The organism is Marinitoga sp. 1137, from assembly GCF_001941525.1.
GTDB classification, from domain to species: Bacteria; Thermotogota; Thermotogae; order Petrotogales; family Petrotogaceae; genus Marinitoga; species Marinitoga piezophila.
Map to the genome: position 1 here is coordinate 388,483 of NZ_CP009471.1, position 26,648 is coordinate 415,130.

At 30.2% G+C, this 26,648-nt stretch carries 28 protein-coding genes, 5 tRNA genes and 1 riboswitch; of the genes, 24 read left to right on the forward strand and 9 right to left on the reverse strand.

Annotated elements, in window-relative coordinates; translation table 11 throughout:
- Position 1: 1 nt before the first annotated feature.
- The 19 genes from LN42_RS02015 to LN42_RS02105 all read left to right on the forward strand — a co-directional run bounded on the left by LN42_RS02015 (position 2) and on the right by LN42_RS02105 (position 15,906).
- Positions 2-616: a hypothetical protein gene (locus LN42_RS02015; RefSeq protein ID WP_014295871.1), complete on the forward strand. Its 615-nt coding sequence runs from the start codon at positions 2-4 to the stop codon at positions 614-616.
- Positions 613-1,521 (forward strand): UDP-N-acetylmuramate dehydrogenase, encoded by a 909-nt coding sequence (gene murB, locus LN42_RS02020; protein ID WP_075780245.1) that lies wholly within the window; start codon positions 613-615, stop codon positions 1,519-1,521. The genes LN42_RS02015 and murB overlap by 4 nt, the downstream gene beginning before the upstream one ends.
- A gap of 27 nt (positions 1,522-1,548) precedes the next feature.
- On the forward strand, positions 1,549-2,319 hold the full coding sequence (locus LN42_RS02025; protein WP_075780246.1) for a YdcF family protein: 771 nt from the start codon (positions 1,549-1,551) through the stop codon (positions 2,317-2,319).
- 17 nt (positions 2,320-2,336) lie between these two features.
- Positions 2,337-3,458 (forward strand): ribosome biogenesis GTPase YqeH, encoded by a 1,122-nt coding sequence (gene yqeH / locus LN42_RS02030; RefSeq protein ID WP_075780247.1) that lies wholly within the window; start codon positions 2,337-2,339, stop codon positions 3,456-3,458.
- 18 nt (positions 3,459-3,476) lie between these two features.
- Positions 3,477-4,064 (forward strand): phosphate propanoyltransferase, encoded by a 588-nt coding sequence (pduL, locus tag LN42_RS02035; RefSeq protein WP_014295875.1) that lies wholly within the window; start codon positions 3,477-3,479, stop codon positions 4,062-4,064.
- Positions 4,065-4,162: 98 nt separating this feature from the next.
- Positions 4,163-4,240, forward strand: a tRNA-Thr gene (locus LN42_RS02040).
- Between the two features lie 65 nt (positions 4,241-4,305).
- Complete coding sequence (locus LN42_RS02045; protein WP_075780248.1) at positions 4,306-5,052, forward strand: class I SAM-dependent methyltransferase; 747 nt, start codon at positions 4,306-4,308, stop codon at positions 5,050-5,052.
- 1 nt (position 5,053) lies between these two features.
- The gene (locus LN42_RS02050) at positions 5,054-5,683 is read left to right on the forward strand and encodes a sigma-70 family RNA polymerase sigma factor (RefSeq protein WP_075780249.1); all 630 of its coding nucleotides are present in this window, start codon (positions 5,054-5,056) and stop codon (positions 5,681-5,683) included.
- Complete coding sequence (locus tag LN42_RS02055; RefSeq protein ID WP_014295878.1) at positions 5,680-6,303, forward strand: hypothetical protein; 624 nt, start codon at positions 5,680-5,682, stop codon at positions 6,301-6,303. Before LN42_RS02050 ends, LN42_RS02055 begins: the two co-directional genes overlap by 4 nt.
- Positions 6,304-6,372: 69 nt before the next feature.
- Positions 6,373-8,856, forward strand: a complete 2,484-nt coding sequence (gene leuS / locus LN42_RS02060) for a leucine--tRNA ligase (RefSeq protein ID WP_041638726.1) — start codon at positions 6,373-6,375, stop codon at positions 8,854-8,856.
- 23 nt (positions 8,857-8,879) lie between these two features.
- Positions 8,880-9,563, forward strand: a complete 684-nt coding sequence (locus LN42_RS02065) for a redox-sensing transcriptional repressor Rex (RefSeq protein ID WP_014295880.1) — start codon at positions 8,880-8,882, stop codon at positions 9,561-9,563.
- 22 nt (positions 9,564-9,585) lie between these two features.
- Positions 9,586-9,672, forward strand: a tRNA-Leu gene (locus tag LN42_RS02070).
- A gap of 58 nt (positions 9,673-9,730) precedes the next feature.
- Positions 9,731-10,420: a 16S rRNA (cytidine(1402)-2'-O)-methyltransferase gene (gene rsmI / locus LN42_RS02075; RefSeq protein ID WP_014295881.1), complete on the forward strand. Its 690-nt coding sequence runs from the start codon at positions 9,731-9,733 to the stop codon at positions 10,418-10,420.
- Positions 10,407-11,825: an exodeoxyribonuclease VII large subunit gene (xseA, locus tag LN42_RS02080; protein WP_075780250.1), complete on the forward strand. Its 1,419-nt coding sequence runs from the start codon at positions 10,407-10,409 to the stop codon at positions 11,823-11,825. The genes rsmI and xseA overlap by 14 nt, the downstream gene beginning before the upstream one ends.
- On the forward strand, positions 11,812-12,066 hold the full coding sequence (locus tag LN42_RS02085; RefSeq protein ID WP_014295883.1) for a hypothetical protein: 255 nt from the start codon (positions 11,812-11,814) through the stop codon (positions 12,064-12,066). Before xseA ends, LN42_RS02085 begins: the two co-directional genes overlap by 14 nt.
- A gap of 22 nt (positions 12,067-12,088) precedes the next feature.
- The gene (locus LN42_RS02090; RefSeq protein ID WP_014295884.1) at positions 12,089-12,862 is read left to right on the forward strand and encodes a hypothetical protein; all 774 of its coding nucleotides are present in this window, start codon (positions 12,089-12,091) and stop codon (positions 12,860-12,862) included.
- 2 nt (positions 12,863-12,864) lie between these two features.
- Positions 12,865-13,998, forward strand: coding sequence for a glycosyltransferase family 2 protein (locus LN42_RS02095; RefSeq protein ID WP_014295885.1), 1,134 nt, complete (start codon positions 12,865-12,867; stop codon positions 13,996-13,998).
- Positions 13,999-14,060: 62 nt separating this feature from the next.
- Complete coding sequence (locus tag LN42_RS02100) at positions 14,061-14,963, forward strand: aldo/keto reductase family oxidoreductase (protein WP_014295886.1); 903 nt, start codon at positions 14,061-14,063, stop codon at positions 14,961-14,963.
- A gap of 19 nt (positions 14,964-14,982) precedes the next feature.
- Positions 14,983-15,906, forward strand: a complete 924-nt coding sequence (locus LN42_RS02105) for a 1-phosphofructokinase family hexose kinase (protein ID WP_075780251.1) — start codon at positions 14,983-14,985, stop codon at positions 15,904-15,906.
- 27 nt (positions 15,907-15,933) lie between these two features.
- Here the strand turns inward: LN42_RS02105 and pyrE are convergent, their stop codons facing one another.
- The 9 genes from pyrE to LN42_RS02150 all read right to left on the reverse strand — a co-directional run bounded on the left by pyrE (position 15,934) and on the right by LN42_RS02150 (position 22,093).
- Complete coding sequence (gene pyrE / locus LN42_RS02110; protein WP_014295888.1) at positions 15,934-16,494, reverse strand: orotate phosphoribosyltransferase; 561 nt, start codon at positions 16,492-16,494, stop codon at positions 15,934-15,936.
- A gap of 12 nt (positions 16,495-16,506) precedes the next feature.
- Positions 16,507-17,265 carry an orotidine-5'-phosphate decarboxylase gene (gene pyrF / locus LN42_RS02115; RefSeq protein WP_014295889.1) on the reverse strand — a complete coding sequence of 253 codons (759 nt, stop codon included), beginning with the start codon at positions 17,263-17,265 and terminating at the stop codon, positions 16,507-16,509.
- A gap of 3 nt (positions 17,266-17,268) precedes the next feature.
- Entirely contained in the window at positions 17,269-18,159 is an 891-nt protein-coding gene (locus LN42_RS02120) for a dihydroorotate dehydrogenase (protein ID WP_014295890.1), read from the reverse strand.
- Positions 18,153-18,857 (reverse strand): FAD-binding oxidoreductase, encoded by a 705-nt coding sequence (locus LN42_RS02125; protein WP_014295891.1) that lies wholly within the window; start codon positions 18,855-18,857, stop codon positions 18,153-18,155. Before LN42_RS02125 ends, LN42_RS02120 begins: the two co-directional genes overlap by 7 nt.
- On the reverse strand, positions 18,847-20,055 hold the full coding sequence (locus LN42_RS02130) for a dihydroorotase family protein (RefSeq protein ID WP_014295892.1): 1,209 nt from the start codon (positions 20,053-20,055) through the stop codon (positions 18,847-18,849). The genes LN42_RS02125 and LN42_RS02130 overlap by 11 nt, the downstream gene beginning before the upstream one ends.
- Positions 20,056-20,064: 9 nt before the next feature.
- Positions 20,065-21,639 carry a bifunctional aspartate carbamoyltransferase catalytic subunit/aspartate carbamoyltransferase regulatory subunit gene (locus LN42_RS02135; protein ID WP_075780789.1) on the reverse strand — a complete coding sequence of 525 codons (1,575 nt, stop codon included), beginning with the start codon at positions 21,637-21,639 and terminating at the stop codon, positions 20,065-20,067.
- A 199-nt stretch (positions 21,640-21,838) separates the two neighbouring features.
- Positions 21,839-21,914: transfer RNA gene (locus tag LN42_RS02140), tRNA-Phe, on the reverse strand.
- Between the two features lie 12 nt (positions 21,915-21,926).
- Positions 21,927-22,002, reverse strand: a tRNA-Val gene (locus LN42_RS02145).
- Positions 22,003-22,017: 15 nt separating this feature from the next.
- Positions 22,018-22,093: transfer RNA gene (locus tag LN42_RS02150), tRNA-Glu, on the reverse strand.
- 186 nt (positions 22,094-22,279) lie between these two features.
- Positions 22,280-22,381: riboswitch (purine riboswitch) on the forward strand.
- 75 nt (positions 22,382-22,456) lie between these two features.
- On the opposite strand from LN42_RS02150, the gene purE reads away from it, so the two are divergent.
- The 5 genes from purE to purL are packed head-to-tail and all read left to right on the forward strand — an operon-like array spanning position 22,457 to position 26,648.
- Complete coding sequence (gene purE, locus LN42_RS02155) at positions 22,457-22,867, forward strand: 5-(carboxyamino)imidazole ribonucleotide mutase (protein ID WP_075780252.1); 411 nt, start codon at positions 22,457-22,459, stop codon at positions 22,865-22,867.
- A gap of 2 nt (positions 22,868-22,869) precedes the next feature.
- Positions 22,870-23,571 (forward strand): phosphoribosylaminoimidazolesuccinocarboxamide synthase, encoded by a 702-nt coding sequence (gene purC, locus LN42_RS02160; RefSeq protein ID WP_041638732.1) that lies wholly within the window; start codon positions 22,870-22,872, stop codon positions 23,569-23,571.
- Positions 23,568-23,834 (forward strand): phosphoribosylformylglycinamidine synthase subunit PurS, encoded by a 267-nt coding sequence (gene purS / locus LN42_RS02165; protein ID WP_014295896.1) that lies wholly within the window; start codon positions 23,568-23,570, stop codon positions 23,832-23,834. Before purC ends, purS begins: the two co-directional genes overlap by 4 nt.
- Positions 23,834-24,505 carry a phosphoribosylformylglycinamidine synthase subunit PurQ gene (gene purQ / locus LN42_RS02170; protein WP_148265185.1) on the forward strand — a complete coding sequence of 224 codons (672 nt, stop codon included), beginning with the start codon at positions 23,834-23,836 and terminating at the stop codon, positions 24,503-24,505. Before purS ends, purQ begins: the two co-directional genes overlap by 1 nt.
- Complete coding sequence (gene purL / locus LN42_RS02175; RefSeq protein ID WP_075780253.1) at positions 24,492-26,648, forward strand: phosphoribosylformylglycinamidine synthase subunit PurL; 2,157 nt, start codon at positions 24,492-24,494, stop codon at positions 26,646-26,648. Before purQ ends, purL begins: the two co-directional genes overlap by 14 nt.

The following is a 26,648-nucleotide window of genomic DNA, read 5'->3' on the forward strand; positions in this document are numbered from 1 at the left end:
TATGAAAAGAGAAGATGTTATACAAAGAATAATCGAGGAAAAAGGTGTAACAGCTATTCCTATATTGATTGATATGATGGAAGACAGTGATGCTGAAACATATGAACTAATAATGGATATAATAGATATAATGGGTGCTGAAGCAAAAGAATACTTATTTAAAGAATTTTTAAAAAGATTCAATCAAAAAAATCTTGATGATGTAGTCATGTTATATTTAATAGACATCTTATCAGAATTAGAATGTAAAGAATTAGCCCCATATCTTGAAAGAATGCTCGAACTTTATTCTGATGAAAGAGCTTTTCCAATAATCATAGAAGCACTATTAAGACTAACAAAAGATGAGAAATATCTTGATATTCTTGCTACTTATTTAAACGATGAAGGCGAAATACAGGAATTGGCTGTTATGGCAATGGCTGAACTTCCTGTTAGCAAAAGCATTAACTATTTACTCAATAAATATACTGAAAATATTTCTAAACAGCAAAAAGCATTAATTCTTGATTCTATACAAAAAATGTTGGTGAAAAATAAAGATTTATTACCTATAGTTAAAGAACATCCAGCAGGTGATGAAATATCAGAAATGCTGGAGTGGATGTTGAAATGAACAACCTTGAAACAATAGCAAAAGATTTATATCTTATGGGTTGTAATGTTTTAATAAACGAACCCATGTCTAAACACACAACATTTAGAATTGGGGGAAAAGTAGCATTATATGTTACTCCAAAAACAAAAAATATTTTTATTGAGGTTTTGAATTATCTTGATAAAAATAATATAGAGTATAAAATAATAGGTGGTGGTGCTAATTTAATTGTTAGCGATAAATTTCATGATTTTGTTGTTATAAGTACTGAATATATTTCTGGATATGAAATTGAAAATGAAAAAATTATTGCTGAAAGTGGAATTCCGCTTTCAAGATTGTCTTTTATTGCTATGGAAAACAGTTTAAGCGGAATGGAATTTGCATGTGGAATTCCCGGAAGTTTAGGTGGGGCAATCTTTATGAATGCTGGTGCGTATGGTGGAGAAATGAAAAACATAATCGAAACTGTTGAAGTTTATGATCTAAAATCAAAAAAAATACTTTTTTTAGGTAATTCAAACTGTAAGTTTGGTTATAGAACAAGTATTTTTCAGAAAAATAATCTGATTATTTTAGGGGCAACAATTGCATTAAAAAAGGGAATTCATGAAAAAATAAAACAAGAGATTTTTAATTTGTTGGAAAAGCGCTGGAGTAAACAACCTTTAGAATATCCAAGTGCAGGAAGCATATTCAAGCGACCAGAACCAACTTTTTATGTAGGCACCACAATTGAAAAACTCAATTTAAAAGGATTTTCAATTGGAGGAGCTCAAATTTCCGAAAAACACGGAGGTTTTATTATAAATAAAGAAAATGCTACTTTTGAAGATGTTCAGCAACTTATTAATCATGTAAAAAAAATTGTTAAAGAAAAATATAATAAAGACTTAAAAGTTGAACCGGAAATCTGGGATTAATTTTTCAAATGCTAAAAGGAGGGTTTTATGGCAATAATAATAAGAAAAATTATACAATCTTTTATTGAATTACCGGGTTTATTTGTTGCCCTTGTAATTCTCCTTTTATTAAAATCAAAGGAACAGAAAAATTTCAAAAAGTATGTTATAATTGTCGCGGCTATAATTTACCTATTATCAATTCCATATAGTGCAAGATATATTACTCGCCCTTTGGAAGATTTATATCCACCAATTAACTATGAAAAAATAGATAAAAATATTCCTTCTATAATAGTGATTCTCGGTGGAGGTTCTATTCAAAACATTCCTGGTGAAGAAATAGGAGAATTATCTGATCAGGCTTTCAAAAGGGTTTTTAAGGGATATGAATTATATAAAAATACAAAATTTCCTATAGTCATTAGCGGTGGAAGTTTACCAGAAACTGATTATATACCAGAAGCATTAGTAATGAGGGAATATCTTGTAAGATTTGGGGTTTCACCATCAGACATATTTATGGAACCTGATTCGATGACAACAAAAGAAAATGCTATTTTTGTAAAAAACTTAATTGATAATATGAAATTAGAAAAGGTATATCTTGTTACATCGGCTATTCATTTACCACGTTCATATAAAATTTTTAAAACATATATAAAAGATGTTGAAATTATTCCTGTTCCTTCAAACTATTTAGTTACCAGAGGAAAAGTTACATGGATAGATTTTAAACCTGATATATCTGCATTATATGCTAATGCGCTCGCATTTCATGAATATCTTGGTTTAATTTTCTTTTCAATAACAAAATAAAAATGGGGTGATTGTATATGAAATGTCACGGTTGCGGAGTTGAAATACAAACTGTTGACCCTCAAAAGCCTGGTTTTTTACCTGAACATGTTTTTGAGAAATTCCTTTCAAATGAAGAAGAAGCATTATGCCAGAGATGTTTTAAATTAAAACATTATGGCGAATTAATGCCTATGAAAATCGATATTAATTTCCTTTCTGAATTAAAAAAGATTATCAAGAATTTCGATACCGTTCTATGGGTTATTGATATAATTGATTTTGAAGGTACCTATGACAAACAAATACTTGAATTAGTAAAAGATAAAAATGTATTCTTAATCATCAACAAAGTTGATCTACTTCCCAAAAGCGTTGCTTTTACTGAATTAAAGGATTGGGTATTAGAAAGAGTAAAAAATGACTTAAATATTAAAAAAGATAATATTCGTTTAATAAGTGCGAAAAAGAATTTTGGTATAAATAGATTGATGAAGATTTTAAAAGGGCAAAATATTAATAAGGCTATTGTTGTTGGCACAACAAATGTTGGGAAATCATCTTTACTTAATACAATAACAAATGTAAAAATAACAACAAGTTCATTTCCAGGAACAACTTTAGGAGTTGTAAGGAGAAAAATTCCTGATTATGGTATTGAATTATATGATACACCTGGAATTGAAACAAATAATAGATTTACAGATTTTTTTGACATATACACTCAGGTTGAAATGATTCCTAAAAGAACTATTAGCAGAAAAACATTTAAACCCGACGTTGGAAAAGTTATATTTATCAGTTCACTATTTAGATTTAAGATATTATCACCTGCTCATGATGATTTAAAACCAATATTCTTAATATTTGCACCTGAAAATATTTCTTTCCATCAAACCAAAGAAGAACGCGTGGAAGATTTATTGCAAAATAGAATAGGCGAAGTTTTATATCCGCCATATGAGAAAAATTATCCTTTAGATATTGAATATGAAAAGGAAATAGTGATGATTGAAGAAAACGAAGAGTTGGCATTGCCGGGCCTTGGGTGGATATCTGTAAGAAGAGGTCCTTTGAATATTGAAGTAGTAAAACCTAAAAATATAGAAATGGTAATAAGAAAACCTTTAATTTCTCCTAAAAAAGGAAATATTATTTAAATACGGAGGTGTATTATAATGAAAGTAAAGGAACCAGGCATTGTTGTTGGCGTTTCAAACAGACATGTTCATCTTTCAAAAGAAGATTTAGAAATTTTATTCGGTGAAGGATATGAATTACATCCAATTAAAGATTTAAAACAGCCAGGTCAGTATGCAGCTGAAGAAGTTGTTACTCTTGAAGGACCTAAAGGAAAAATAGAAAGAGTAAGAGTTTTAGGTCCTGTTAGAAAAGAAACACAGGTTGAAATTTCACAAACAGATGCTTTCAAATTAGGAGTAACAGCACCTGTTAGAGATTCAGGAGACTTAGATGGAACACCTGGAATTAAATTAATAGGACCAAAAGGTTCAGTTGAAATTAAAAAAGGTTTAATTCTTGCAAAAAGACATATTCACATGTTACCAGAAGATGCAGAAAAATATGGCGTTAAAGATAAAGACCTTGTATATGTAATTGTTGATAAAGGTGATAGAAAACTTATTTTTGGTGACGTTTTAGTAAGGGTAAGTCCAAAATATGCTTTAGAATTTCATGTTGATACAGATGAAGCAAATGCTGCTTTATTAAAAACAGGAGATGAAGTTAAAATAGTTGAATTATAAGAAGCCGGGTAAAACCGGCTTTTCTTTATTTTTATAGATTATTTTTTTAGAAAAACTCTTGACTATTTTATAAGTTTATAGTATAATAGACTGGGTTTGCAGGTGTAGCTTCAACAGGTTAGAGCGCTGCCTTGGTAAGGCAGAGGTTGTGGGTTCGAGTCCCATCACCTGCTCCATAGTAACACCCCGATTAATTCGGGGTTTTTATTTTATATTTTTATTTTTCTCTGGAGGAACATTTATGAAATCATGGGAATATTACAACAAAATAGCAAAAGAATATGATGAAATGTATGAGGATTCATACTGGCAAATGCATAATGCTGTTTCTGAAAAAATTATTTTTAATAATATAGATATTTCTAATGGAAAATTGCTCGACGTTGGAGCAGGAACTGGTTTTTGGAGTAAAATTTTCCTTGATAACGGTTTCGATGTTTATGCCTTAGAACCTGCTGAAAATATGGTTAATACGCTTAAAGAAAGATTTAAAAAAACAAATTTAAAAGTTTTTAAAGGAATTGGAGAAAATTTACCTTTTGAAAATTCCTCATTTGATATTATAATTGCTATGGGAGATGTATTAAGCTATTCTGAAGATATAAACTTATTTATCTCAGAAGTATACCGTGTTTTAAAAAAAGACGGTATCTTTATTGGAACTGTCGATAATTTAAATAAATTTATCCTCGATGCTTTTTTTTCAAAAGAATTTGGTATAATAAAATCAATGGAGAAATTCAAAACTGCGAAGGTGGGGGTTTCAAATATAATGTCATTTAAATCTAACCTTTTTACTTATGATTCCTTATATAATCTTTTACACAAAAAATTTAAAAAAGTTGATATTTTCTCAATAATGCCATTTACCTGGGAATTTAATGAAGATTTCTCAAAATATTGGGCTGACGTATTAGAATTAGAATTGCATTTTTCAAAAAGTTTTTATGATACTGCTGAACACCTTTTATATATGGTTGTGAAATAATATGAGTAAATATAAATTACGTACCTTAAGAGAAAAAGCACTTGTTAAATTAGCACAAGCTGGAGATAATGAAGCATTAAATATGATCATTGCTAAATTCGAGCCAATGATCATATCTATTGCTTCTAAATATTTTGGTGCCTGGGCAGAATTTCAAGATTTAATGCAAATTGGTTATGTTGGATTAATTCAGGCTGTCTATTCATATAATGAAGAAAAAACCACCAAATTCTCTACATTTGCTTATCTTAATATTTCTTCTGAAATAAAATCTTTTATTACATATCTCAACAGAGAAAAAAATAAAGTTCTTTCTGATGCTGTAAGTATTGAATCAATGTTTGAAAACTATTCTGAAGATTCCGATTATTACTTTGAAGTACCTTCAGAAGTTAATCTTCATCAATCGGCTATATATAATTATATTTTTGAAAGAACTATAGATCAAATGAAAGACCTAGAAAAAGATATTGTAAAAATGTGGTTGGAAAATAATTCATACGATGAAATTTCACAAAATATTGGCGTTCCAAAGAAAAAGGTTGATAATACCATTCAAAAATTCAAAAAAATAGCAAATAGAGTAATGAAATATGTAAATAATACCATATCCAATGGAGGGACATTATGAAGTTCACACGCATTCTTTTATACATAGCAATATTGCTTTCAATAATATCTATTACATTATCAATTTCTAATGAATTTAGATATGCTAAATTCAAAAATTATATGGAAAGTATGTTCAATAGACAAAATGCCAAGGTAACTGACTCACTTTCACAAATGAATTTGAAACTATCAGAATTAGAAAAATATTTTGCTCCTAATGGCGTTGTTGAAAAATTTATAAACTATAAAACAAACCTTGAAAAACATCTAAGCGACCTTGAAAAACTTCTAACTCTAGCTCAGGAAGATCAGAATGTAGGATACTTTCAAATATATATTACCGGATCAAGAGAAGTCTGGATAGGAATTAAAAATAAAAATAGCAAATATATATTTCAGGGAATGCTAAAACCAGGATTAAATCCTTATAAATTTTATTTTTTTAAAGATCCGTCTGTAAAAACCTCATATACAATTGATATACCTTATGACGCCAAAATACAAACAGCAAATCCAGATAATGTTTACTTTTTAATTCAAGAACCTGGCCAACGCAGATTAAAAAAAATGCCTTCTTCAAAGCTTGATAATATTTCAGAGGACCTAAACCTTTATATTCCAACAATAAGAGGTAAATAAAATTTGATATTTCACAAAAAATCTGGTATAATAAATGAGAAAGTTATCACTTGGGTAATAGGAGGGAAGATCATGGAATTCGATCATATTCAAATAGAGAAAAAATGGCAAAAAAAATGGTCCGATAAAAATGTTTTTAAAACGGAACAAAGGAATGAAAAAGAAAAATATTATGTACTCACAATGTTCCCTTATCCTTCAGGAACTATTCATGTTGGACACGTTAAAAATTATGTTATAGGTGATGTTGTTGCAAGATATAAAAAAATGCAGGGATACAATGTTTTGCATCCTTTTGGTTATGATGCATTTGGATTACCTGCAGAAAATGCAGCAATAAAACGTAACGTAAATCCTGGAGAATGGACATTTAAAAATATTGAAACGATTAGAGAACAGATTAAAAAAATCGGTATAAGTTATGATTGGGATAGAGAAATTGCTACATGTACAGAAGATTATTATAAATGGACACAATGGATATTCTTAAAATTATACGAAAAAGGACTTGCATACAAAAAACATGCAGCTGTAAACTGGTGTCCAAGCTGTAAAACTGTTCTTGCAAATGAACAGGTAGTTAATGGGAAATGTGAAAGATGTGGAACAGATATTGAAATGAAAAAACTTGAACAATGGTATTTCAAAATAACAGATTACTCTGAAAGATTGTTAAATGATCTCGAAAAACTTGAAGGATGGCCTGAAAATGTAAAAGTAATGCAGAAAAACTGGATAGGAAAAAGTGTTGGTGCTGAAGTTAACTTTAAAATCGACGGAACAGATAAAGAATTAAAAGTATTTACAACAAGACCTGATACATTATGGGGCGTTACATTTATGGCATTAGCTCCAGAATCACCACTCGTTGAAGAATTAACAACCCCTGAACAAAAAGAAGAAGTAGAATCATTCTTAAATAGAGTAAATAAAGAAGATAAATTTAAGAGAATTGCGCAGGGAGCTAAAAAAGATGGTGCATTTACTGGAAGTTATGCTGTTAATCCTGTAAATGGAGAAAAAATCCCTATATACGTTGCTAATTACATTTTATTTGAATATGGAACTGGTGCTATTATGGCTGTCCCAGCTCATGACCAGAGGGACTTTGAATTCGCTAAAGAATTCAATCTTCCAATTAGAGTTGTTATTACTCCAAAAGATAAAGAATTAAAAGCAGAAGATTTAGAAGAAGCTTTCACAGAAGATGGAATAATGATTAATTCCGACAAATTCAATGGAATGAAAAACAGAGAAGCTCTTACAAAAATTGTAGAGTGGCTTGAAGAAAATGGTTATGGTAAAAAAAGTATTCAATACAAATTAAGAGACTGGTTAATTTCAAGACAGAGATACTGGGGAGCACCTATACCTGTAGTGTATTGTGAAAAATGTGGAACAGTTCCTGTTCCTGAAAAGGATTTACCTGTAAAATTACCTACAGATGTAAAATTCGAACCTACTGGAAAAAGTCCATTGGCAACAAACGAAGATTTTATAAATACAACATGTCCAAAGTGTGGAGGTCCCGCACGAAGAGAAGTTGATACAATGGATACATTTGTTGACAGTAGCTGGTATTATTTGAGATATATTAATCCAAAAATGGAGGACAAACCATTCGATTCAGATGACGTAAATTACTGGCTTCCCGTAGATCAATATATTGGTGGTGTAGAACACGCTATATTGCATTTGCTTTACTCAAGATTTATAACAAAGGTTCTTCATGATCTTGGTTATGTTAATTTTGAAGAACCATTCTCAAATCTCTTTACTCAGGGTATGATTTACAAAGACGGAGCAAAAATGTCAAAATCTAAGGGAAATGTAGTTTCACCAGATGAAATGATAGAAAAATACGGTGCTGATACCTTGAGATTATACATGTTATTTATGGGTCCTCCTGAAAAAGATGCTGAATGGAATGATGCAGGATTAGAAGGTGTTGCAAGATTCATGAATAAAGTGTGGAATTCAATGACAAAGATCATTGAATTCTCAAAAGATGGCAATATTAATAATATCAACTTAACAACAAAAGAAGAGAAGAATTTAAGAAGAAAATTACATCAAATGATTAAAAAGATAACAAATGATATTGAAAAGAACTTCCAATTCAACACAGCAATTAGTGGTATGATGGAGCTTATTAACGAATTAAATGCCTATCTAAATTCTGTTCCACAAGAAAAATGGAATAAAGATTTACTTAAAGAATTATCTGAAGATTTTGTTATACTTATTTCACCATTTGCGCCACATCTTGCTGAAGAATTGTGGGAAATGATGGGACATGAAGATTTCGTGCTAAATGCACAGTGGCCTACAGTTGATGAAGAAGCTCTAAAAGTTGATGAAATTGAAATTGTTATCCAGATTAATGGAAAAGTTAGAGATAAAATGATTGTTGATGCATCTGCAAGCGAAGATGAAATAAAAGAAAAAGCATTTGAATTAGATAAAATTAAAAAATATGTAGAAAATGCAGAAATTAAAAAGGTTATCCTTGTAAAAGGAAAATTATTAAATATCGTTGTGAAAAATAAATAAATTTTTATAGGCAGGGGGTAATTATGAAAAATCCAAAAATACCTAAACCAACAATTAAAAGATTGGCAATATATTATAGATGCCTCGAAAACAAGGAAAGTGCTGGAATAAAAAAAACATCATCTAAAGACCTTGCAGAATCACTTGGAATAAAAGCAAGTCAAATAAGAAAAGACTTATCTTATTTTGGAGAATTTGGAAAACGCGGTGTAGGATACGATATTCCAAAACTAATGAAGTCAATTAAAAATATTCTTGGTTTACACAGAAGATGGAATGTAGCTATCATTGGTGTAGGTAATCTTGGTTCAGCTATTGCAAATTATACCGGTTTGGAACAAAATGGTTTCTTTATAAAAGCTGCTTTTGATAAAGATAAGAAAAAAATCGGAACTCAAATCGCCGCAGGAGTTCTTGTGTATGATATCAAAGAGTTAAAAAAAGTTTGTTCTGAAAAAAATATAGAAATCGCTATATTATCAGTTCCTGGTAAAACTGCACAAAAGGTTGCTGATCAGTTAGTTGAAACAGGAATAAAGGGAATTTTGAATTTTACACCTATAGCTTTACAATTGCCGGAAAATATTGCTGTTGAAAATGTTGATTTCACAGTTTCATTAAAGGCATTAACTTATGAAATTGTTTCTCAATATAAAGAAATATACGAAGTTGTCGAAGAAAACAATAATAATACTGAAGAACAATAAAGTCATTCAAAAATAAAATTGTGCCGAGATGGCGGAACTGGCAGACGCGTATGACTCAGGATCATATGGGCTTTTGCCCGTGCGGGTTCAAGTCCCGCTCTCGGCACCACCAAACCGGCTAAATGCCGGTTTTTTCTATTAATTATTTTTTATACTGAGGTGAATTTATGGGAAAATTATACATAATTGGAACACCAATTGGAAATTTGAAGGATATATCTTTAAGAGCTGTTGAAACTCTAAAAGAATCCGACGTTATTTTCGTTGAAGACAAGAGAGTTACCGTAAAATTACTAAATAGTCTTGAAATTGGAAAAAAAGAATTATTTACTTTTAGCGAATATAATGCAAACAAAGTACTTAAAAAAGCTCTTGATATTGTAAAGCAAAAAAACATTTGTTCTCTTGTTAGCGACGCTGGTATGCCTGTTATTTCTGATCCGGGATACCAATTGATTAATAAATGCTGGGAGGAAGGAATAGAAATTGACATTATTCCGGGTCCAAATGCTCCTTCTGCTGCAATTGCTTTAAGTGGATTCCCTGGATCTAAATATATGTTTTATGGCTTTTTACCAAGAGGAAAAAATAAAAGAAGAGTTTTAAGAAATATAAAGGATATCGATATACTTTTCGTATTTTTCGAATCCCCACAACGTCTTGTCAATACATTAAAAGAAATTCTGGAAATTATTGGCGATAGGGATATTTTTATAGCTCGTGAAATGACGAAAATACATCAGGAATTATTTAGAGGAAAGGTAAGCGAAGCATTGGCTCATTTTTCTGAAAATAAGGTTCGTGGTGAAATTACTGTAGTTTTATCCGGGAGAGATAGCAATAATGAAACAGTTTAAAGATTTAATTTCTTTAATAGATTGGGTAAGTTCAGAATTAAAAACAACTGAATTATTTTCTGATTCTATTACTTTTATAGGAGATATATCAAGAGCTAAATTAAGTACCTCAAAAGATTTATTCATTGAGGTGTCTCAGCGTTTAGGAACTGGTAAAACATACAAAATAAACATATTCCTTTCACGTTATTATGTAAAAACTTTACTTGAAAATTTAGAATTAAAAGATGTTTCTGATTTAGAAAATAAAAGCTGGAAAATTGTTGGAAGATTATCTTTTTGGCCATCATCTTCAAATATTGCTATTACTTTAAAATCTCTTTCACCAGTAGGTGAATCCAAACTTGAAAAACGTAGAAGAGCCATTTTAAATAAGCTTAAATTGGAAGGTCTTTTAAGAACAGCAAATAATACTTTGGAAATGTTACCTCCAATAAAAAAAATAGCTGTAATTTCTTCAGAAACTGCAGCTGGTTATGGAGATTTTGTAAAAAATATAAACAAAACAAAATATCCACCATTAATCCATCTTTATCCATCACCCATGCAGGGGGTAGAAGTTCCTGTAGGGATAATAAGTGCTTTAAAAAATATTTTAAAATCAAAAATAGATTATGATTTAGTAGTTATTATAAGAGGTGGCGGTTCTCAAGCTGACTTAATGTATTTTGATGATTTTAATCTGGCTCAACATATAGCTTATTTTTCAAATAACAAAATTCCAATTGTTACTGGTATAGGGCACGAACAGGATACCACAATTCTTGATTTTGTTTCATATATAAGATTTTCAACTCCAACCGAAGTTGCAAGGGCTATTAATAATCAAATTGAGTTCTTTCACCAAACATTACATGAAAAATTTCAGAATATTATATATGAAATAAACTCTAATTTTACAACAACAGAAATTAAGCTAAAAAACTTATCTGAAAATCTATCCATTTATTTTAATAACATCACAAAAAATCAAGAAAAATACTTAAAGGAAATGTCGAATAAAATCAATAACATAAACAAATTCTTTGAAATGAATGAGAAAGCACTTAATTCCAGATTAGATTTTATAAACTTAATTTCAAATCATATTAATAATAAACTGATAAACTTTTCTTCTGTAATTAATAATGAAAAAAATCTTATTCAAAAAAATATGGAAAATAAATTAAATATGTCCTTTCAACGCATTGATGAATTATATATCAAAATAACTCAAAATAGCCCATTTAGTGCATTTTTAAGCAACGGTGCAATTGTCATTCAAAATGGAGAAATTGTCAATACCATAAAAAATTTAAAAATAGATCCTGTAGAAATCAAATTCAAAGATGGTGAAGCCAAAGGGAAAATAGAAAGTATAAATTATTATAACAATATTGGAGGAGAAAAAAATGACAATAGATGAAATTTTATCCTTAAAGAAAAGTGATATTAAAAAAATGACCTTTAAAGATATTTTGTCTATGCTTGAAATGATTTCATATACTTTTCAACATAACAATGATCTTGATGTGGAATATGCTTTGGAAATATACAAAAAAAGTCTTGACCTTCTTATAATAGCAAGAGAAAAACTAATTCTTGCAAAAGAAGAAAAAGAAAAAATAGATAAAGCTTTCGAAGAAATTAAAAAAAATTTTGATTGATTTCAATTAAGGAGGCGTCCTGTTGAAAGTAGTTGAATATATAAAAAAAGAAAGTTATGAAGTTTCAAAATTTCTCTTTAAAGAACCAGAAATACGAGAAGCTTTATTTTCACCAAATAAAAAGTATTATAAAATAATTCATCATTTTAACTTATTCTTTTCTCTTATAAATATAATTCCCATCATTGGTTCAATTTACAATTTTAATCTCCCATATTTTATTGGATATACAATATACGCATTAGGAGTTTATTTTGTATGGGCTTTTGAATGGATGACAAATTTTGTTATTTTTGAAGAAATTAAAACTTTTACCATAATTCAAATAGCTCTACATAGTTTTTTTGGACTTTTCCTTGATTTTTACGACAAATATGATGCTTTTGATGATATTTTGCATTTAACGGGAGGAATATGGCTGGCATTAATTATTTTCCCGCTGATATTATCTCTTGAACTAACTTTTTCAAGACAAAAAATCCCTACTCTTATTTTAAAAGTCAACTTTTATACCTTTTCAGTTGCATTAAGCATGGGAACAATTTGGGAAATATTTGAATTTACTTCTGATTTAATCTTTGCAGGATATCCCGGTTATCGTTTAGCTCAGGAAGGAAGCTTATTTGATACAATGATGGACTTAATATACGATTCAATAGGTATTATTGTAGGCATATGGTTATTCTGGACCATATTAAAACGATTAAATAAAAATAGAGATATGTATTCTTTACTTGAAAAAATTGGATTGGCATTAAGAAAATTCATTGATAAAAACCAATTAAACGAGGGATGAAAATGTTGCAAATAATATTATATTCACTTATTTTATCCATGATGTTCCAGTTGCTGGGTAAATATATAAATTTATATAGAACAATGTTTAAAATGAAAGATTTAAAGGATATACAACATCCTAAAATCACTATAATCATACCAACTTATAACGAAGAAAAGGTTATAGAAAAAAGTATTCTAAGTATTGAAAAGAATTCATATAAAAATTACGAAATAATTGTAATTGATGACAATTCAAAAGACAATACTTATAAAATATTAAAAGATTTAGAAAACAAATTTTCAAATCTCAAAGTTTTTAAAAAAAAGGGAAAACAGGGAAAACCACAATCATTAAATGAGGCCTTTGAATATGCTTCAGGGGATGTTATATTATTCTTAGATGCTGATGCTATTCTTCCAGATGATTATCTTGAAAAACATATAAGATACTTTGCCAATAAAAATACAGAAATGATATATGTAGACTTTGAAGCTTATAATTACCATAAAAAATTAATCTTTGATTATCAGGAAATCTATTTTGAATTTAGTAGAAATATTTTATATTCAAATATATTTTCAAAAGCTGTTTTTATGGGAAACGGTGTATTTATTAAAAAAGATATTCTTAAAAAAATTATGCCAATAGATGTAAATACCCTTGTTGATGACGTACACATGGCAATAAAATTAAATGAAATAGGTATTACGCAGTTTTTTATCATTGAACCAAAAACAGAAATTCAATACGCAACTTCTTTAAAAGATTTATTTTTTCAACATAAAAGATGGTATATTGGAGGATTAGAAGAATTTTTTAAAGCATCTGTTAATAAAAGGTTTGATGTATTTATATTAAATGCTTTCGTTATTATAATGCTTTTTATTCCAATTTTTGCTGTTGCTATATCCTTTAAATATCCATTACTCACAAAAAATATTTTATTATACTACTTTACAATAATCTGGGGAACTCTATTAGCCTCTGTTTTCTTAAACAAAAAAATTAAACTTCCTGGAATTATTTTTAATTCATTAATCACAATACCTTTTATGATTATTTTTGAATATATTATTGTATTCAATTCATTTATTTCATTATTTAAAAAAGAAAGAATATGGTACAAAGTTAATAGAGATGAGGTAAAGTAACTCTCTAATATGGTATAATAATAATAACCTATATTATTATAAAATCAATATGGAGGGGGATTATGGTTGTAAACTTATCTAACAGCGGATTACATCTTTCAAGAATAATACATGGAATGATGAGATTAAACACCTGGGGATACACAATAGATGAATTTGAATATTTTATAGAAAAAGTCATGGATCTTGGTATTACCACATTTGACCATGCTGATATATATGGAAATGGAGAATGCGAAGAAATATTTGGAAGGTTATTAGAAAGAAATCCCGAAATTCGAAAAAAAATGCAACTTATTTCAAAATGTGGAATAATAAGAAAATCAGATAAATTTCCAGATAGGCGTGTAAAACACTATAACACGAGTAAAGAACATATAATAGAATCTGTAGAAAAATCTTTAAAAAATCTTCATACCGATTATCTTGATTTACTTTTAATTCATAGACCCGATCCGTTTATGAATCCAGATGAAATCGCTGAAGCCTTTTATGAACTAAAAAAATCAGGAAAAGTATTATATTTCGGTGTTTCTAATTTTACAATACAACAGTTTAAAACTTTGCAATCGCGTTTAAGTTTTCCTTTAATAACAAATCAAATAGAAATTTCACCTTATAATCTAGAACACTTTTTCAATGAAAATATATATTTTTTACTTGAAAAAAGAATTAATCCAATGGCATGGTCTCCATTATCTGGCGGTAAATTATTTGACCCTGATGATGATAGGGGAGAAAGAATCAAAAAAGCTTTAAAAGAAGTGGCAAAAGATTTTGGAATTTCAGAAATTGAAAAAATAGTATATGCATGGTTATTAAACCATCCTGTTGGTATTTTACCAATTGTTGGAAGTGGAAAAATTGAAAGAATCAAAAATGCTGTAGAAGCTCTGGAAATAACCTTAACCCGCGAACAATGGTTTATGATTTATGAAGCTTCATTAGGATATAAAGTTCCTTAATATATTGGGGGGGAGAACAATGATTTTTACATTAACAATGAATCCAAGTTTAGACAGGTATATTTATATTGACAAGCTTATACCCGATGATACAATAAGAGCAAAAAAAATAAAAGATTATCCAGCAGGAAAGGGGATAGACGTTTCAAGAGTAATAAAAGAATTAGGCGGTGTTTCAGTAGCTGTTGCATTATTAGGTGGGGATAACGGTCGAAAAATAGAAGAAATGCTTGACCAGGAAGGTGTAATATATTCTTCAGTTAGAATATCCCATGAAACACGTATGAATATAATCCTTGAAGAAGAAACTCAATACAGAATGAGTATGCCTGGAGAACATGTTAAAAGAGAAAAACTTCAAAAAGTTTTTGACATATTACAATCGCTGGTAAGAGAAGGAGATACTGTTGCTATATCTGGAAGTTTACCAAAAGGTGTTGATCCTGATTATTATACTGGTCTTATCTTTTCATTAAAACAATGGGGAGCAGAAGTTTTCTTTGATGCTGATGGAAAAAATTTAATTGCTGGTCTTGATGCTGAACCAGATTGTATTAAGCCGAATACTCATGAATTATCCCGTTTATTGGGAAAAGATGTCCCTGAAGATGATAAATATGAAATTGCCAGAGAAGCACGATATGTTCTTGAAAAATATCATTTAGATGAAATACTTGTATCAATGGGAAAATATGGAAGTGTTTATGCTAATTGGGATATGGCTATGTATGCTTATCCTGTTGATTTAGAAGTAAAAAGTGCAGTTGGAGCCGGTGATTCATTCTTAGCTGGATATATATTGAAAAAAAACGAAGGAATTGAAGAAGGATTTAGATGGGCAAATGCTGCAGGAAACGCTGCTGTATTAACTCCAGGAACAGAATTATGCAAAAAAGAAGATGTCTTAAAGCTACTTCCACAAATAAAAATTGAAATGTTATAAAAAACAGAGGCATATCGCCTCTGTTTTTTATTTTCTACTTCCAGGTTTTACTGCTGGAATATTCTCTTTACATAAGGGGCAATTGTCTGGTTCATATGTTTTTGCATCAATTTCTACCAATGATTGAATTTTAATATTATTAAGATCTTTTTTCTTGCTTCTATTTACAATACAACCAATGCCAATAATCTGCGGCTTATACTTTTCAAGAGCCTTTACAACCTCCAATGTGGATTTCCCTGTTGTAATTACATCCTCTATAATAATAACCTTTGCATTCTCTTCAATAAAAAAGTTTCTTCTAAGCTCCATAACTCCTTCCTTATTTCTTTCGGTAAATAAAAACGGTGTTTTAAGTCCTCTTGCAACTTCATATCCAATAATCAATCCTCCAAGCGCAGGAGAAACAACATAATCAGGTTTCTCATTAAATTTTTCTGACAAAGCTTTTCCAAGCATCTCTGCATATTCTGGATATTTTAAAGCCTGAGCACATTGAATATATGTATCTGAATGCAACCCTGAGGATAATAAAAAATGTCCATTTAATATTGCATTTGTCTTTTTCAATATCTCCATTATTTCCATTTTTTAACCCCCTTAGAAATTATAGTATTTTGAAATTAATTCATTGTATTCCTTAGCCTTTTCACGTGGATTTTCATTGAATATAATACCCCTTGAAACATTTATTACAATATTCTTATATCCTTTAAGATTTCTGAATAATTTCTCTACATTTCCCTGCTGTGCTCCGATTCCCGGTATTAAAAAAAGCATGTCTTCTGAATTTTCAACTATTTCATCAATAAATTCACTATTTGTAGCTCCCACTACAATTCCAATTTTATTTTTATATTCCTTATTCTTTTCATTCATCATCTTTGTTATTTTCAAATATAATTTTTCCGGAATTTCAAAATCATAAGCCCCTTTGTTTGTTGTTAATGCCAATGCAAATAGATGTGCATTTTGATATTCGAGATATGGAAGCATTGTATCAAATCCCATTAAAGGATTTACCGTCAATGAATCAACTTTTAATACATTAAAGTAATAATATGCATAAGCTGCTGCTGTATTTCCTATATCACTTCTTTTAGCATCGAGAATTATTGGAATACTCTCATCCTGTTTTATATATTCAATTGTTTTTTCCAGTATTTCAATACCTTTATGTCCCATCTTCTCATAAAAAGCTATATTTAATTTATAACCACATACAATATCAGAAGTTTCATCAATAATCTTTTTATTAAAATCCAGAACATCTCCATCTATTTTTTCAAAATCACTATCCAATCCCGCAAACAAAACGGATTTTTTACTTTCTCTTCTTTTCAAATATTTTTCAAGCATCTATTATCCCTCCAATGCGCAGTTAAATATTTTTTGATAGTCATGTACTTTAAAATATTCTTCTAATTCTTTTATAATATTTATTGGTCGTTCTGGATCAGACATAACTCCTGCTCCAATTCCAACAAGATTTGCCCCGGCCATTATAAACTCTATTGCATCTTCAAAAGTAAATACACCACCCATTCCTATAATTGGCAAATCTCTAAAGACTTTTCTTATTCTATACACAGTTGCAAGTGCTATAGGTTTTATAGCCGGTCCGCTAAAGCCACCAACTGCTCTTTTTAATATTGGTTTTCCGGTATTTATATCTATTTTAAGACCTTTGGGTGAATTAATAAGCGTTACTCCATCAACTCCACCTTTTACAGCACTTTCAACAAGATCTTCAAGAAATGTTTCCACACCAAGTTTTATAAATATAGGTTTTTTGGATATCTTCTTTGCTTCTTTTACAAGCGAATAAATACCTTCTTTATCAATTCCAAGTGGAATTCCATTTTTACCTACATTTGGACATGAAAGGTTTAATTCAAATATAACTGCTTTACTATCGTTTAATCTTTCTATTAGATTCAAATAATCTTCTTTTTTGTCACCACCTATACTTAAAATCACATTTGTATCCAGTGAATCAAGAAAATTCAAATCATCTTCTATAAATTTATCTATTCCAGGATTTTGCAAACCTATAGAATTTAATATACCAGCCTTTACATTTACAATACGTGGTGGTGGATTTCCTTCTTTTTCATCTGGTGTAACCGTTTTTGCTGTAAAACCTCCTAATTTATTTAAATCTATATATTTTGCCAATTCCTGACCATTTCCCCCGGGACCGGAAGCTATTATTATAGGATTTTTAAATTCTATCCCACATATATTTACCATTCTAAATCCACCTCACTTAAATCAAAAACGGGACCATCTTTACAAATCATCTTAATTCCATCTTTAGTCTTTATAGGACATCCTTTACACATTCCGACGCCACATCCCATTCTTGCTTCTAATGATGCATAAACCTTATATCCTTTAAATTCATTTTTTACTGCTTTTATCATATTTAAACTTCCACACACAAGAAATCCTGTATTCTTTGATGGATTTTCTCTTTTTATTCTTTCAATAACTGAAATTCCTTCTTCCTCGTCAATATGTAATTTATCCGTATCCAAAATACTTTTTATCTCATTTGTTCTAAAACCATAATATTCATTTTCCACAAGCTCAGGATATTCATTTTTAAAATGCATAAGAGGTGCTGAACCACAATCTCCGCCTATGAGAATATATTTTTTATTTTTATCTATAGTTTCTATAAATGACTTTCCATAAGGCCCTCTAATATCAATAAAATCTCCTATCTTCAATTTTTTTAATCTTCCTGTTAAATCTCCAACTACAGCAATTAAAAATTCTATTACCTTTCCTTTTTGAAAAATAACTGAAAATGGTTTTGGAAAATCATAATCCTCTGTTTTTACCATAAAAAACTGACCTGGTAAAACATTTATTATTTCAGATGTTTCTACTGAAAGAAACAAATAATTCTCTGTATTCTCTTTTCCTATAACCTTACATTTCATTTTCATTCATCCTTTCATCGTATTTTATTTCACCATTTACAATAGTCATTACTACTTTACCTTCCAATTCCTTATACGGCATATTTTTTCCTTTTGAATATATTTTTCCATCCCATTTTGAATTCAAATCTACAATAGTTATATCTGCAAAATATCCAGTTTTTATATCTCCTACCTTCTCTAAATTAAAAATCTTCGCAGGATTATATGTAACCTTTTCTACAATATCTGACAATGGAATATTGTATTTTCTGGATACTGTATAAATTGCCGGAAAAAATATATCAAGCCCGGATATTCCTGGTGGCGCCTGATTATAATCCCTTGATTTTTCTTCCATAGAATGTGGTGCATGATCGCTAATTATAATATCTATATATTCAAAATTATCTATTAAGTATTTTTGTGTATTTTTATCCGGCAATGGCGGATTTATTTTGTATATTGGATTACTTTTCCCGTGATTTTCGAGTAATAAATGATGAAATGTAATTTCGCATGTTGCCTTTATTTTATTGCTTTTTGCGTATTTTAATAAATCTATTGAATTCTTAGTTGAAATATGGGCTATATGTATATGTGCATCTAAATACTTTGCTATCTCTATATTTCTTGCTATATTTAACGATTCAAATAAGGGTGTATTTCCAAATCTACTATCTTCACAATGGTCAATAACTATTCCATCATATTTTTTTGTTTCTTTTAATGCTTTAAACATTATTTCTGAATCATAAACCGGGGAGCCATCATCTGAAAAGAATTTAAATCCATTTTTTATATGTTCTTCAATATTAACAAGATCTTTTCCTTTTCTTTCCTTAGTAATTGCGCTTATAGGCATAACCTTTGCAAGATTTACTCTTTTGCTTTTTTCTACAACAAATTGAAGCGTTGTTAATGAATCCATTGCCGGAGAAGTATTTGGCATTACTCCAACAGTAGTTACTCCTCCATGAACAGCGGCCTTAAGGCCGCTTTCTATTGTCTCTTTATATTCAAATCCAGGTTCTCTTAAATGAACATGCATATCTATAATCCCCGGAATAATAGTTAATCCTTCTGCATCAATTATTTTATCAACATCATCTTTAATATTTTTCGCTATATCAACAATAATATTATCTTCAATTAAAATATCCTTTTTCCCTGATGTTGAATGTGAAATAATATCCCCATTTTTAATTAAAACTCTCACATCAACCACCTAAACATTCCAGATTTCTTCAAATGTATGAGGTGTTTCACAGAATTCACATACCAATTTACCTTCTTTATTTTTTATAAACGATCCTTTTATTCCTTCACCATTATTTGGATGTGAAATACAATTTTCATTTTTACATCTCAATTCTTCAAAACCATATACTCTTGGCGGAAGTGTAATTCTATATTTTTCAGTTACTCGAGCATTTTTTATAATATTAACTGTCACATTTGGTGAGATAGCTGATAACTTTTTAATTTCCTTTTTAGTTAAATATCTATCCGGCAAACTAATATATCCCTTAAACACACCATCCTTTGACTTAAAAATTCCATCTGCACTATCTACATCATATAACTTCAATATTTTTCTAATCTTCATAATCATATGATAAATTTCTTCTTCCGTTTTACCCTTAGCAATATGATCTATTACAGTTCCATTTTCTATAGGTTTAATTCCTCTTTTCCCTTCCTTTTGCACTCCATGCGTTCCATCAACAATAGGAGCTTTCACAACAAAATCCTCCTTTATTTCTTTTACGCTTTTCGAAGTATCAAAATCTGCTTTCAATGCTCCACCAAACATTGACAATAAAATTATTCGTGTCCAGTATCCGTTAATTGCCTGTCTTTCCCAACCATTTAATGGCAAATCATCTAAAAATGTTGGAATAGTAGGATAAAGTTTATGTCTTGGAAGAGGATGATAAAACTTAATATTATCAGGAATTTTTTCAAGGTAGGATTTCTGGAAAGTAACTGCTTTTCTTAAAATATGCTCTTTTTCTAAAATATCTTCACCCATTCTTTCTAATTGCAAACGTGTAAAATACCATATATTTGCAACGTCACCATGTTTTAAATACGAATCTATAGACTCAAATATTCTTACTTCAAAACCATTTTCTTTCATCTGGGAAATATAATGTGAAGGCATAGAAATTTCCTGCGGAGCAATAAGGTCAACCTTAACATTTTTGAAGATTTTTAATCCATTGACCTTGGAGTGTACTGTTCTACCATGGAGAAGATCGCCAACAAGCGCAATATGAATAAAGGAGTTATCGAAGTTATTTTGTTCAAGGAAGGTAAATTCGTCGAGGAGTTCTTGAGTGGGGTGTTCGTGTTTTCCATCACCGGCATTAATAAAAGAAGGAATAGGAAGGCCATTTCTAAGTGCAAATTTTGAAACAGATTGTTCTAAATATCTACATGTTCCTTCAAGTTTAGAACGTATCACAAAAATGGAATAATCACTGTAACCGGTTAGCATATTAAATGTATCTAAATAGCTTTCTTTCTTATTAAACGAGGAATGATTGGAATCAAAGATAGTAACTTTAGCTTTTTTGTGGAATTTTGCAGCATTAATGAAGGATTCTTTAGTGCGGGTACTTGGTTCTATAAAAACAATATAAATACCAACATTCTTATTAATCATAAATTCGGATAAATCCTGTTTCTCAAGCCATTTTTTCTTTAATTGTTTTGTTTTTTCATAAAGGAAAAGTTGTTCCTGAATAGAAAGATCGTTAATAACCGCAAGTGTTCTTCCAAGAAAATCGTGTTTCACGTTTTCCATACATCCACCTCCAGGAAAAAATTTTTTCCTGAAAATCATACAGAATTTTTCAGAAAAAATCAATTAAAACAAAGTAACTTTAATGTTAAAAAATAATATATTAGTATCAAAAATTATTTCAAACACTACTAAATAATGAGTTTAATAACTTTAAAATAAAAAAATCCCCGAACTAAGTTCGGGGATTTTTTGGTGGCCAGGGACAGAATCGAACTGTCGACACCTGGATTTTCAGTCCAGTGCTCTACCAACTGAGCTACCTGGCCACTATTTAAAAATGGTGGGTGCTGCAGGGATCGAACCTACGACCTTCTGCTTGTAAGGCAGACGCTCTCCCAGCTGAGCTAAGCACCCACTCATGTTTTTATCTGGCGCCCCCAACGGGATTTGAACCCGTGTCTTTGGCGTGAAAGGCCAATGTCCTAGACCGCTAGACGATGGGGGCAATCTCTTTCACAACCGAGTTATATATTACCAGATTTTTCTTTAAAATTCAAGGAAGCAAATATTGAATTTATGTAAAAATTTGTTATTGTTGAATTCACGTTATTTTAATTATTTGGTTATTCCATTTTCATATTTTTTTTGATAGAATGCCGGTGTAAGGATATTTAAATTTATATAAGTTAATAAAAAATGTTTTTCCTCTTCCTGTATAATCCCGGGAATATGGCTCGGGAGTCTCTACCAGGCAGCCGTAAACTGTCTGACTACAGGAAGAGGGGTGTGGGATTATTGTATAGAATCACGCCTCTCTTCCTGAGAGGCGTTTTTTGTTTTTATTAAGATTTTTAAAAGGAGGTCTATTATGTCAAAAGTTTTAATTATTGCTGGTAGTAAATCCGATGAAACTTTTGTAAAACAGGCTCTTGATTTATTTGATGAATGGGGCATAGAGTACGAATTTAAAATTTACAGTGCCCATAGAAACCTCAAAGAATTAACAGAATTCCTCTCTACTCTCTCCTCCGAGTTTAAAGTTATCATAGCCGTTGCCGGTCTTGCCGCTGCTCTCCCAGGCGTTGTTGCTTCATTAACTACTCTTCCCGTAATAGGTGTACCAAATGCTGTTGGACCTCTTAATGGTGTTGATGCTTTACTTTCCATAGTTCAAATGCCCAAAGGTGTTCCAGTAGGAACAATGGGAATTGGAAATCACGGAATGAAAAACGCTGCATATTTTGCAAAAAGAATTCTGGATCTGGAGGGGAAAAAATGAATATAGAAAAATTTGAAATGTTATATGAAGGAAAAGCAAAAAAAATATTCAAATATAACGATGAAGAAGTTATTATATATTTCAAAGATGATGTAACTGCTTTTAATGGCATAAAAAAAGATTCTATTTCCGGGAAGGGAAAAATCAACAAAAAGATAACAACATTTTTCTTTGAACTGGTAGAAAAAGAGGGAATTCCAACACAATTCGTAAAAGATTTAGATGAAAATTCTTTTATCGCTAAAAAGGTTGAAATTATTCCTCTTGAAGTTATTGTAAGAAATTATACCGCGGGTAGTTTTTGCAAAAGGTATGGAGTAGAAAAAGGAATAAAACTGGAAAATCCTATAGTTGAATTTTCATTAAAAGACGACTCTTTAGGTGATCCCATGATATGTGAAAATGTCATTTTATCCTTAAACCTTGTGGAAAAAGACGTTCTTGAAAAACTTAAAGAATATGCTTTAAAAATAAACGAAATACTTTCAAAATTCCTTACAGAAAAAAATATAATACTTGTTGACTATAAGCTGGAATTTGGAAAATACAATGATAAAATATTATTAGCCGATGAAATTTCTCCTGATACTTGTAGATTCTGGGATAAAGATACAATGGATTCACTTGATAAAGATGTATATAGAGAAGAAAAAGGTGATTTAATTGACAAATACACAGAATTTTTAAGGAGGATTGACATATGAAAATATATAGATTTGAAGCTTTAATTACATTAAAAAACGGAATTTTAGACCCTCAAGGTGCAGCTACTCAAAAAGTATTGAAAAGATTGAATTATAAAATCGATAATGTAAGATTTGGTAAATTAATTACTTTTGATCTTGAAGCCGAGAATGAAGAAGATGCTAAAAAAATCGCCGAAGAAATAACATATAACTCTTTAATCAATCCAGTTTTGGAAAATTATGAATTAAAATTACTTGAAACAAGGGAGTTAGAAAAATGATAAATGCAGGAATAATAGTATTTCCAGGATCTAATTGTGATAGAGATGCGGAGTTTGCATTAAGAAAAGCTGGATTTAATACAGAATATGTATGGCATGATTTTAAAGAAATTGGAAAATACGATTTAATATTTATTCCAGGTGGATTTTCATATGGAGATTATTTAAGAGCAGGAGCTTTAGCAAAGTTTTCTCCTGTAATGAATGAAATAGAAAAATACGTTTCAAAAAAACAGGGATTTGTTCTTGGAATATGCAATGGATTTCAGATATTAACTGAATCTGGAATATTACCAGGTGCTTTAACTAAAAACACATCATTAAAGTTTATATGTAAAGATGTAGATGTAAAGGTAATTAACAAAACATGTTCATTTACAAAATTCGTTTCAAAAGAAGTTTTAAGAATACCAATTGCTCATGCTGAAGGAAATTATTATATAAGCGAATCAGAATACATAAAGTTAAAACAAGAACACAGAATAGCCTTTGAATATGTGGAAAATCCAAATGGTTCTGTTGGAAATATTGCAGGAGTTTATAATGAAAATTTTGCTGTGCTTGGAATGATGCCACACCCTGAAAGAAATTCTGTAAGAACACTTGGAAATGGTGATGGACTTGAAATATTGTTATCTATCAGGAGGTCTATAGAAGATGGAAAAAAATAAATTATATCTTGAATTGGGATTAAAGGATTTTGAATATGACAGAATAAAAGAATTGCTTAATAGAGAGCCAAATGAAGTTGAAACATACATGTTCTCCGCTCAATGGTCTGAACATTGTGGATACAAACATTCAAAAGAATTATTAAAAAAACTTCCAAAAAATATAGAAAATGAGAATGCAGGTTATGTATTAATAGACGATTATGCTGTTGTGTTTAAAGTTGAAAGCCATAACCATCCAAGTGCAGTTGAACCATATCAGGGTGCTGCAACTGGTATTGGTGGAATTGTCAGGGATGTACTCGCAATGGGAGCACGTCCTATTGCTTTACTTGACTCTTTAAGATTTGGAGACATTAAAGATCCAAAAGCAAAAAATATATTCGAAGGTGTTGTATCAGGAATTAGCGGGTATGGAAATTCCATAGGCGTTCCAACAGTTGCTGGTGAAACCTATTTCGACGATAATTACCAGACAAATCCACTTGTAAACGTAATGTGCGTGGGGCTTGTGGAAAAGGATAAAATAGCCTCTTCCAAAGCTCCTGCTGCAGAAAAATTATATGTGTATATTGGTTCTAAAACAGGAAGAGATGGAATACATGGTGCTTCATTTGCTTCAAAAGAATTATCTGGAAAGGACGAAAGGCCTTCAGTACAGGTTGGAGACCCATTCTCAGAAAAAAATCTCATTGAAGCAACACTTGAAATACTTGATATTCCTGGTGTTCTTGCATGTCAGGATATGGGAGCTGCTGGAATATTGAGCTCTTCATCAGAAATGTCTTTTAAAGGCGGATTCGGCTGCGAATTACACCTTGATAAAGTACCTTTAAGAGAAGAAGGAATGTCAGCATGGGAAATATTATTATCTGAGTCTCAGGAAAGAATGTTATTTCTTGTAGAACCAGGAGTTGAAGAAAAATTAGCCGAAATTGCAAAAAAATACTTCCTTGATTATGCAGTTATAGGCAAAACAATTGAAGGTAAAAATATGAAAATATACATGAATGGCAAATTAATGTCAGATATGCCTATAAATGCTCTTGTCGATGCCCCCTCCTTTTACAGAAAAACATCAACACCTTCATATATCCAAGAACTAAAGAAAGAAATTCCAAAAAGCGATATACCTTTAAAAAACGCCTTATTTAAAATATTAAAAGATCCTAATATTGCCAATAAATCCTGGATTTTCGAACAATATGATTATAAAGTAGGAACAAACACTGTAATAATTCCTGGCAAAGCCGATGCTTCTATACTCTGGATTAAAGAAACAAATAAAGGTATTGGTGTAACCATAGATGGCAACGGATTATACACATATATTAATCCATTCGAAGGAAGCAGAAATGTTGTATATGAAGCAGCAAGAAATCTTGTTGCTACGGGTGTAAAACCTCTCGGTGTAACAGATAATATGAATTTTGGAAATCCTGAAGATGACATGGTAATGTGGCAATTTGAACAGAGTATAGAAGGTATTACACAGGCATGTAAGGAATTATCTGTTCCTGTTACCGGAGGAAATGTTAGCTTTTATAATGAATCAGGTGAAAAAGCCATATTACCAACACCTGTAATTGGCATGGTTGGTGAAGCTGACTTAAATCATATTATGGATATGCAATTTAAAATGGCCTCAGATAAAGTATATTTAATTGGAAAAACTGAATTAGATAAAAATAAGCTTGGTGGAAGTCTTTACTTAAAAATCCTTTTTGATTTTATAGGAGGAGAATTGGATACAATAAACTCAGAATTTGAATTAAATTTACAAAACACAGTGCTTGAATTAATCAAAAATCATCTTGTAAATTCTGTTCATGATGTTTCAAAAGGCGGTCTTGCAATTGCAATAATAGAATCTGCGTTAAATGGCAAAAAAGGATTTAAAGGTAATATTGGCAATTCACTTGAAGAACTCTTTGGTGAAAATCAATCAAGATTTATTATTTCCGTTTCTCCGGAAAAAACAGAACTCTTTGAAACATTTATGAAGAAAACAGGAATACCATATAAAGCTATTGGTGAAGTAATGCCTATGAATTACGGTATAGACTTTGGATTTGGACAGATATATTATAAAAATTTATACGATGCATATTTCAATTCCATCAAGGAATATATGGAGGACTAA

Excerpts from the sequence above, each read along its gene's own strand:
- rsmI (WP_014295881.1), top strand. The coding sequence starts at position 9,731 with ATGGGAAAATTATACATAATTGGAACACCAATTGGAAATTTGAAGGAT.
- purE (WP_075780252.1), top strand. The coding sequence starts at position 22,457 with ATGTCAAAAGTTTTAATTATTGCTGGTAGTAAATCCGATGAAACTTTT.
- murB (WP_075780245.1), top strand. The coding sequence starts at position 613 with ATGAACAACCTTGAAACAATAGCAAAAGATTTATATCTTATGGGTTGT.
- LN42_RS02065 (WP_014295880.1), top strand. The coding sequence starts at position 8,880 with ATGAAAAATCCAAAAATACCTAAACCAACAATTAAAAGATTGGCAATA.
- purL (WP_075780253.1), top strand. The coding sequence starts at position 24,492 with ATGGAAAAAAATAAATTATATCTTGAATTGGGATTAAAGGATTTTGAA.
- LN42_RS02045 (WP_075780248.1), top strand. The coding sequence starts at position 4,306 with ATGAAATCATGGGAATATTACAACAAAATAGCAAAAGAATATGATGAA.
- LN42_RS02055 (WP_014295878.1), top strand. The coding sequence starts at position 5,680 with ATGAAGTTCACACGCATTCTTTTATACATAGCAATATTGCTTTCAATA.
- pduL (WP_014295875.1), top strand. The coding sequence starts at position 3,477 with ATGAAAGTAAAGGAACCAGGCATTGTTGTTGGCGTTTCAAACAGACAT.
- LN42_RS02120 (WP_014295890.1), bottom strand. The coding sequence starts at position 18,159 with ATGGTAAATATATGTGGGATAGAATTTAAAAATCCTATAATAATAGCT.
- LN42_RS02025 (WP_075780246.1), top strand. The coding sequence starts at position 1,549 with ATGGCAATAATAATAAGAAAAATTATACAATCTTTTATTGAATTACCG.
- LN42_RS02050 (WP_075780249.1), top strand. The coding sequence starts at position 5,054 with ATGAGTAAATATAAATTACGTACCTTAAGAGAAAAAGCACTTGTTAAA.
- xseA (WP_075780250.1), top strand. The coding sequence starts at position 10,407 with ATGAAACAGTTTAAAGATTTAATTTCTTTAATAGATTGGGTAAGTTCA.
- LN42_RS02105 (WP_075780251.1), top strand. The coding sequence starts at position 14,983 with ATGATTTTTACATTAACAATGAATCCAAGTTTAGACAGGTATATTTAT.
- LN42_RS02100 (WP_014295886.1), top strand. The coding sequence starts at position 14,061 with ATGGTTGTAAACTTATCTAACAGCGGATTACATCTTTCAAGAATAATA.
- LN42_RS02095 (WP_014295885.1), top strand. The coding sequence starts at position 12,865 with ATGTTGCAAATAATATTATATTCACTTATTTTATCCATGATGTTCCAG.
- purS (WP_014295896.1), top strand. The coding sequence starts at position 23,568 with ATGAAAATATATAGATTTGAAGCTTTAATTACATTAAAAAACGGAATT.
- LN42_RS02125 (WP_014295891.1), bottom strand. The coding sequence starts at position 18,857 with ATGAAATGTAAGGTTATAGGAAAAGAGAATACAGAGAATTATTTGTTT.
- pyrE (WP_014295888.1), bottom strand. The coding sequence starts at position 16,494 with ATGGAAATAATGGAGATATTGAAAAAGACAAATGCAATATTAAATGGA.
- yqeH (WP_075780247.1), top strand. The coding sequence starts at position 2,337 with ATGAAATGTCACGGTTGCGGAGTTGAAATACAAACTGTTGACCCTCAA.
- LN42_RS02085 (WP_014295883.1), top strand. The coding sequence starts at position 11,812 with ATGACAATAGATGAAATTTTATCCTTAAAGAAAAGTGATATTAAAAAA.
- pyrF (WP_014295889.1), bottom strand. The coding sequence starts at position 17,265 with ATGCTTGAAAAATATTTGAAAAGAAGAGAAAGTAAAAAATCCGTTTTG.
- LN42_RS02015 (WP_014295871.1), top strand. The coding sequence starts at position 2 with ATGAAAAGAGAAGATGTTATACAAAGAATAATCGAGGAAAAAGGTGTA.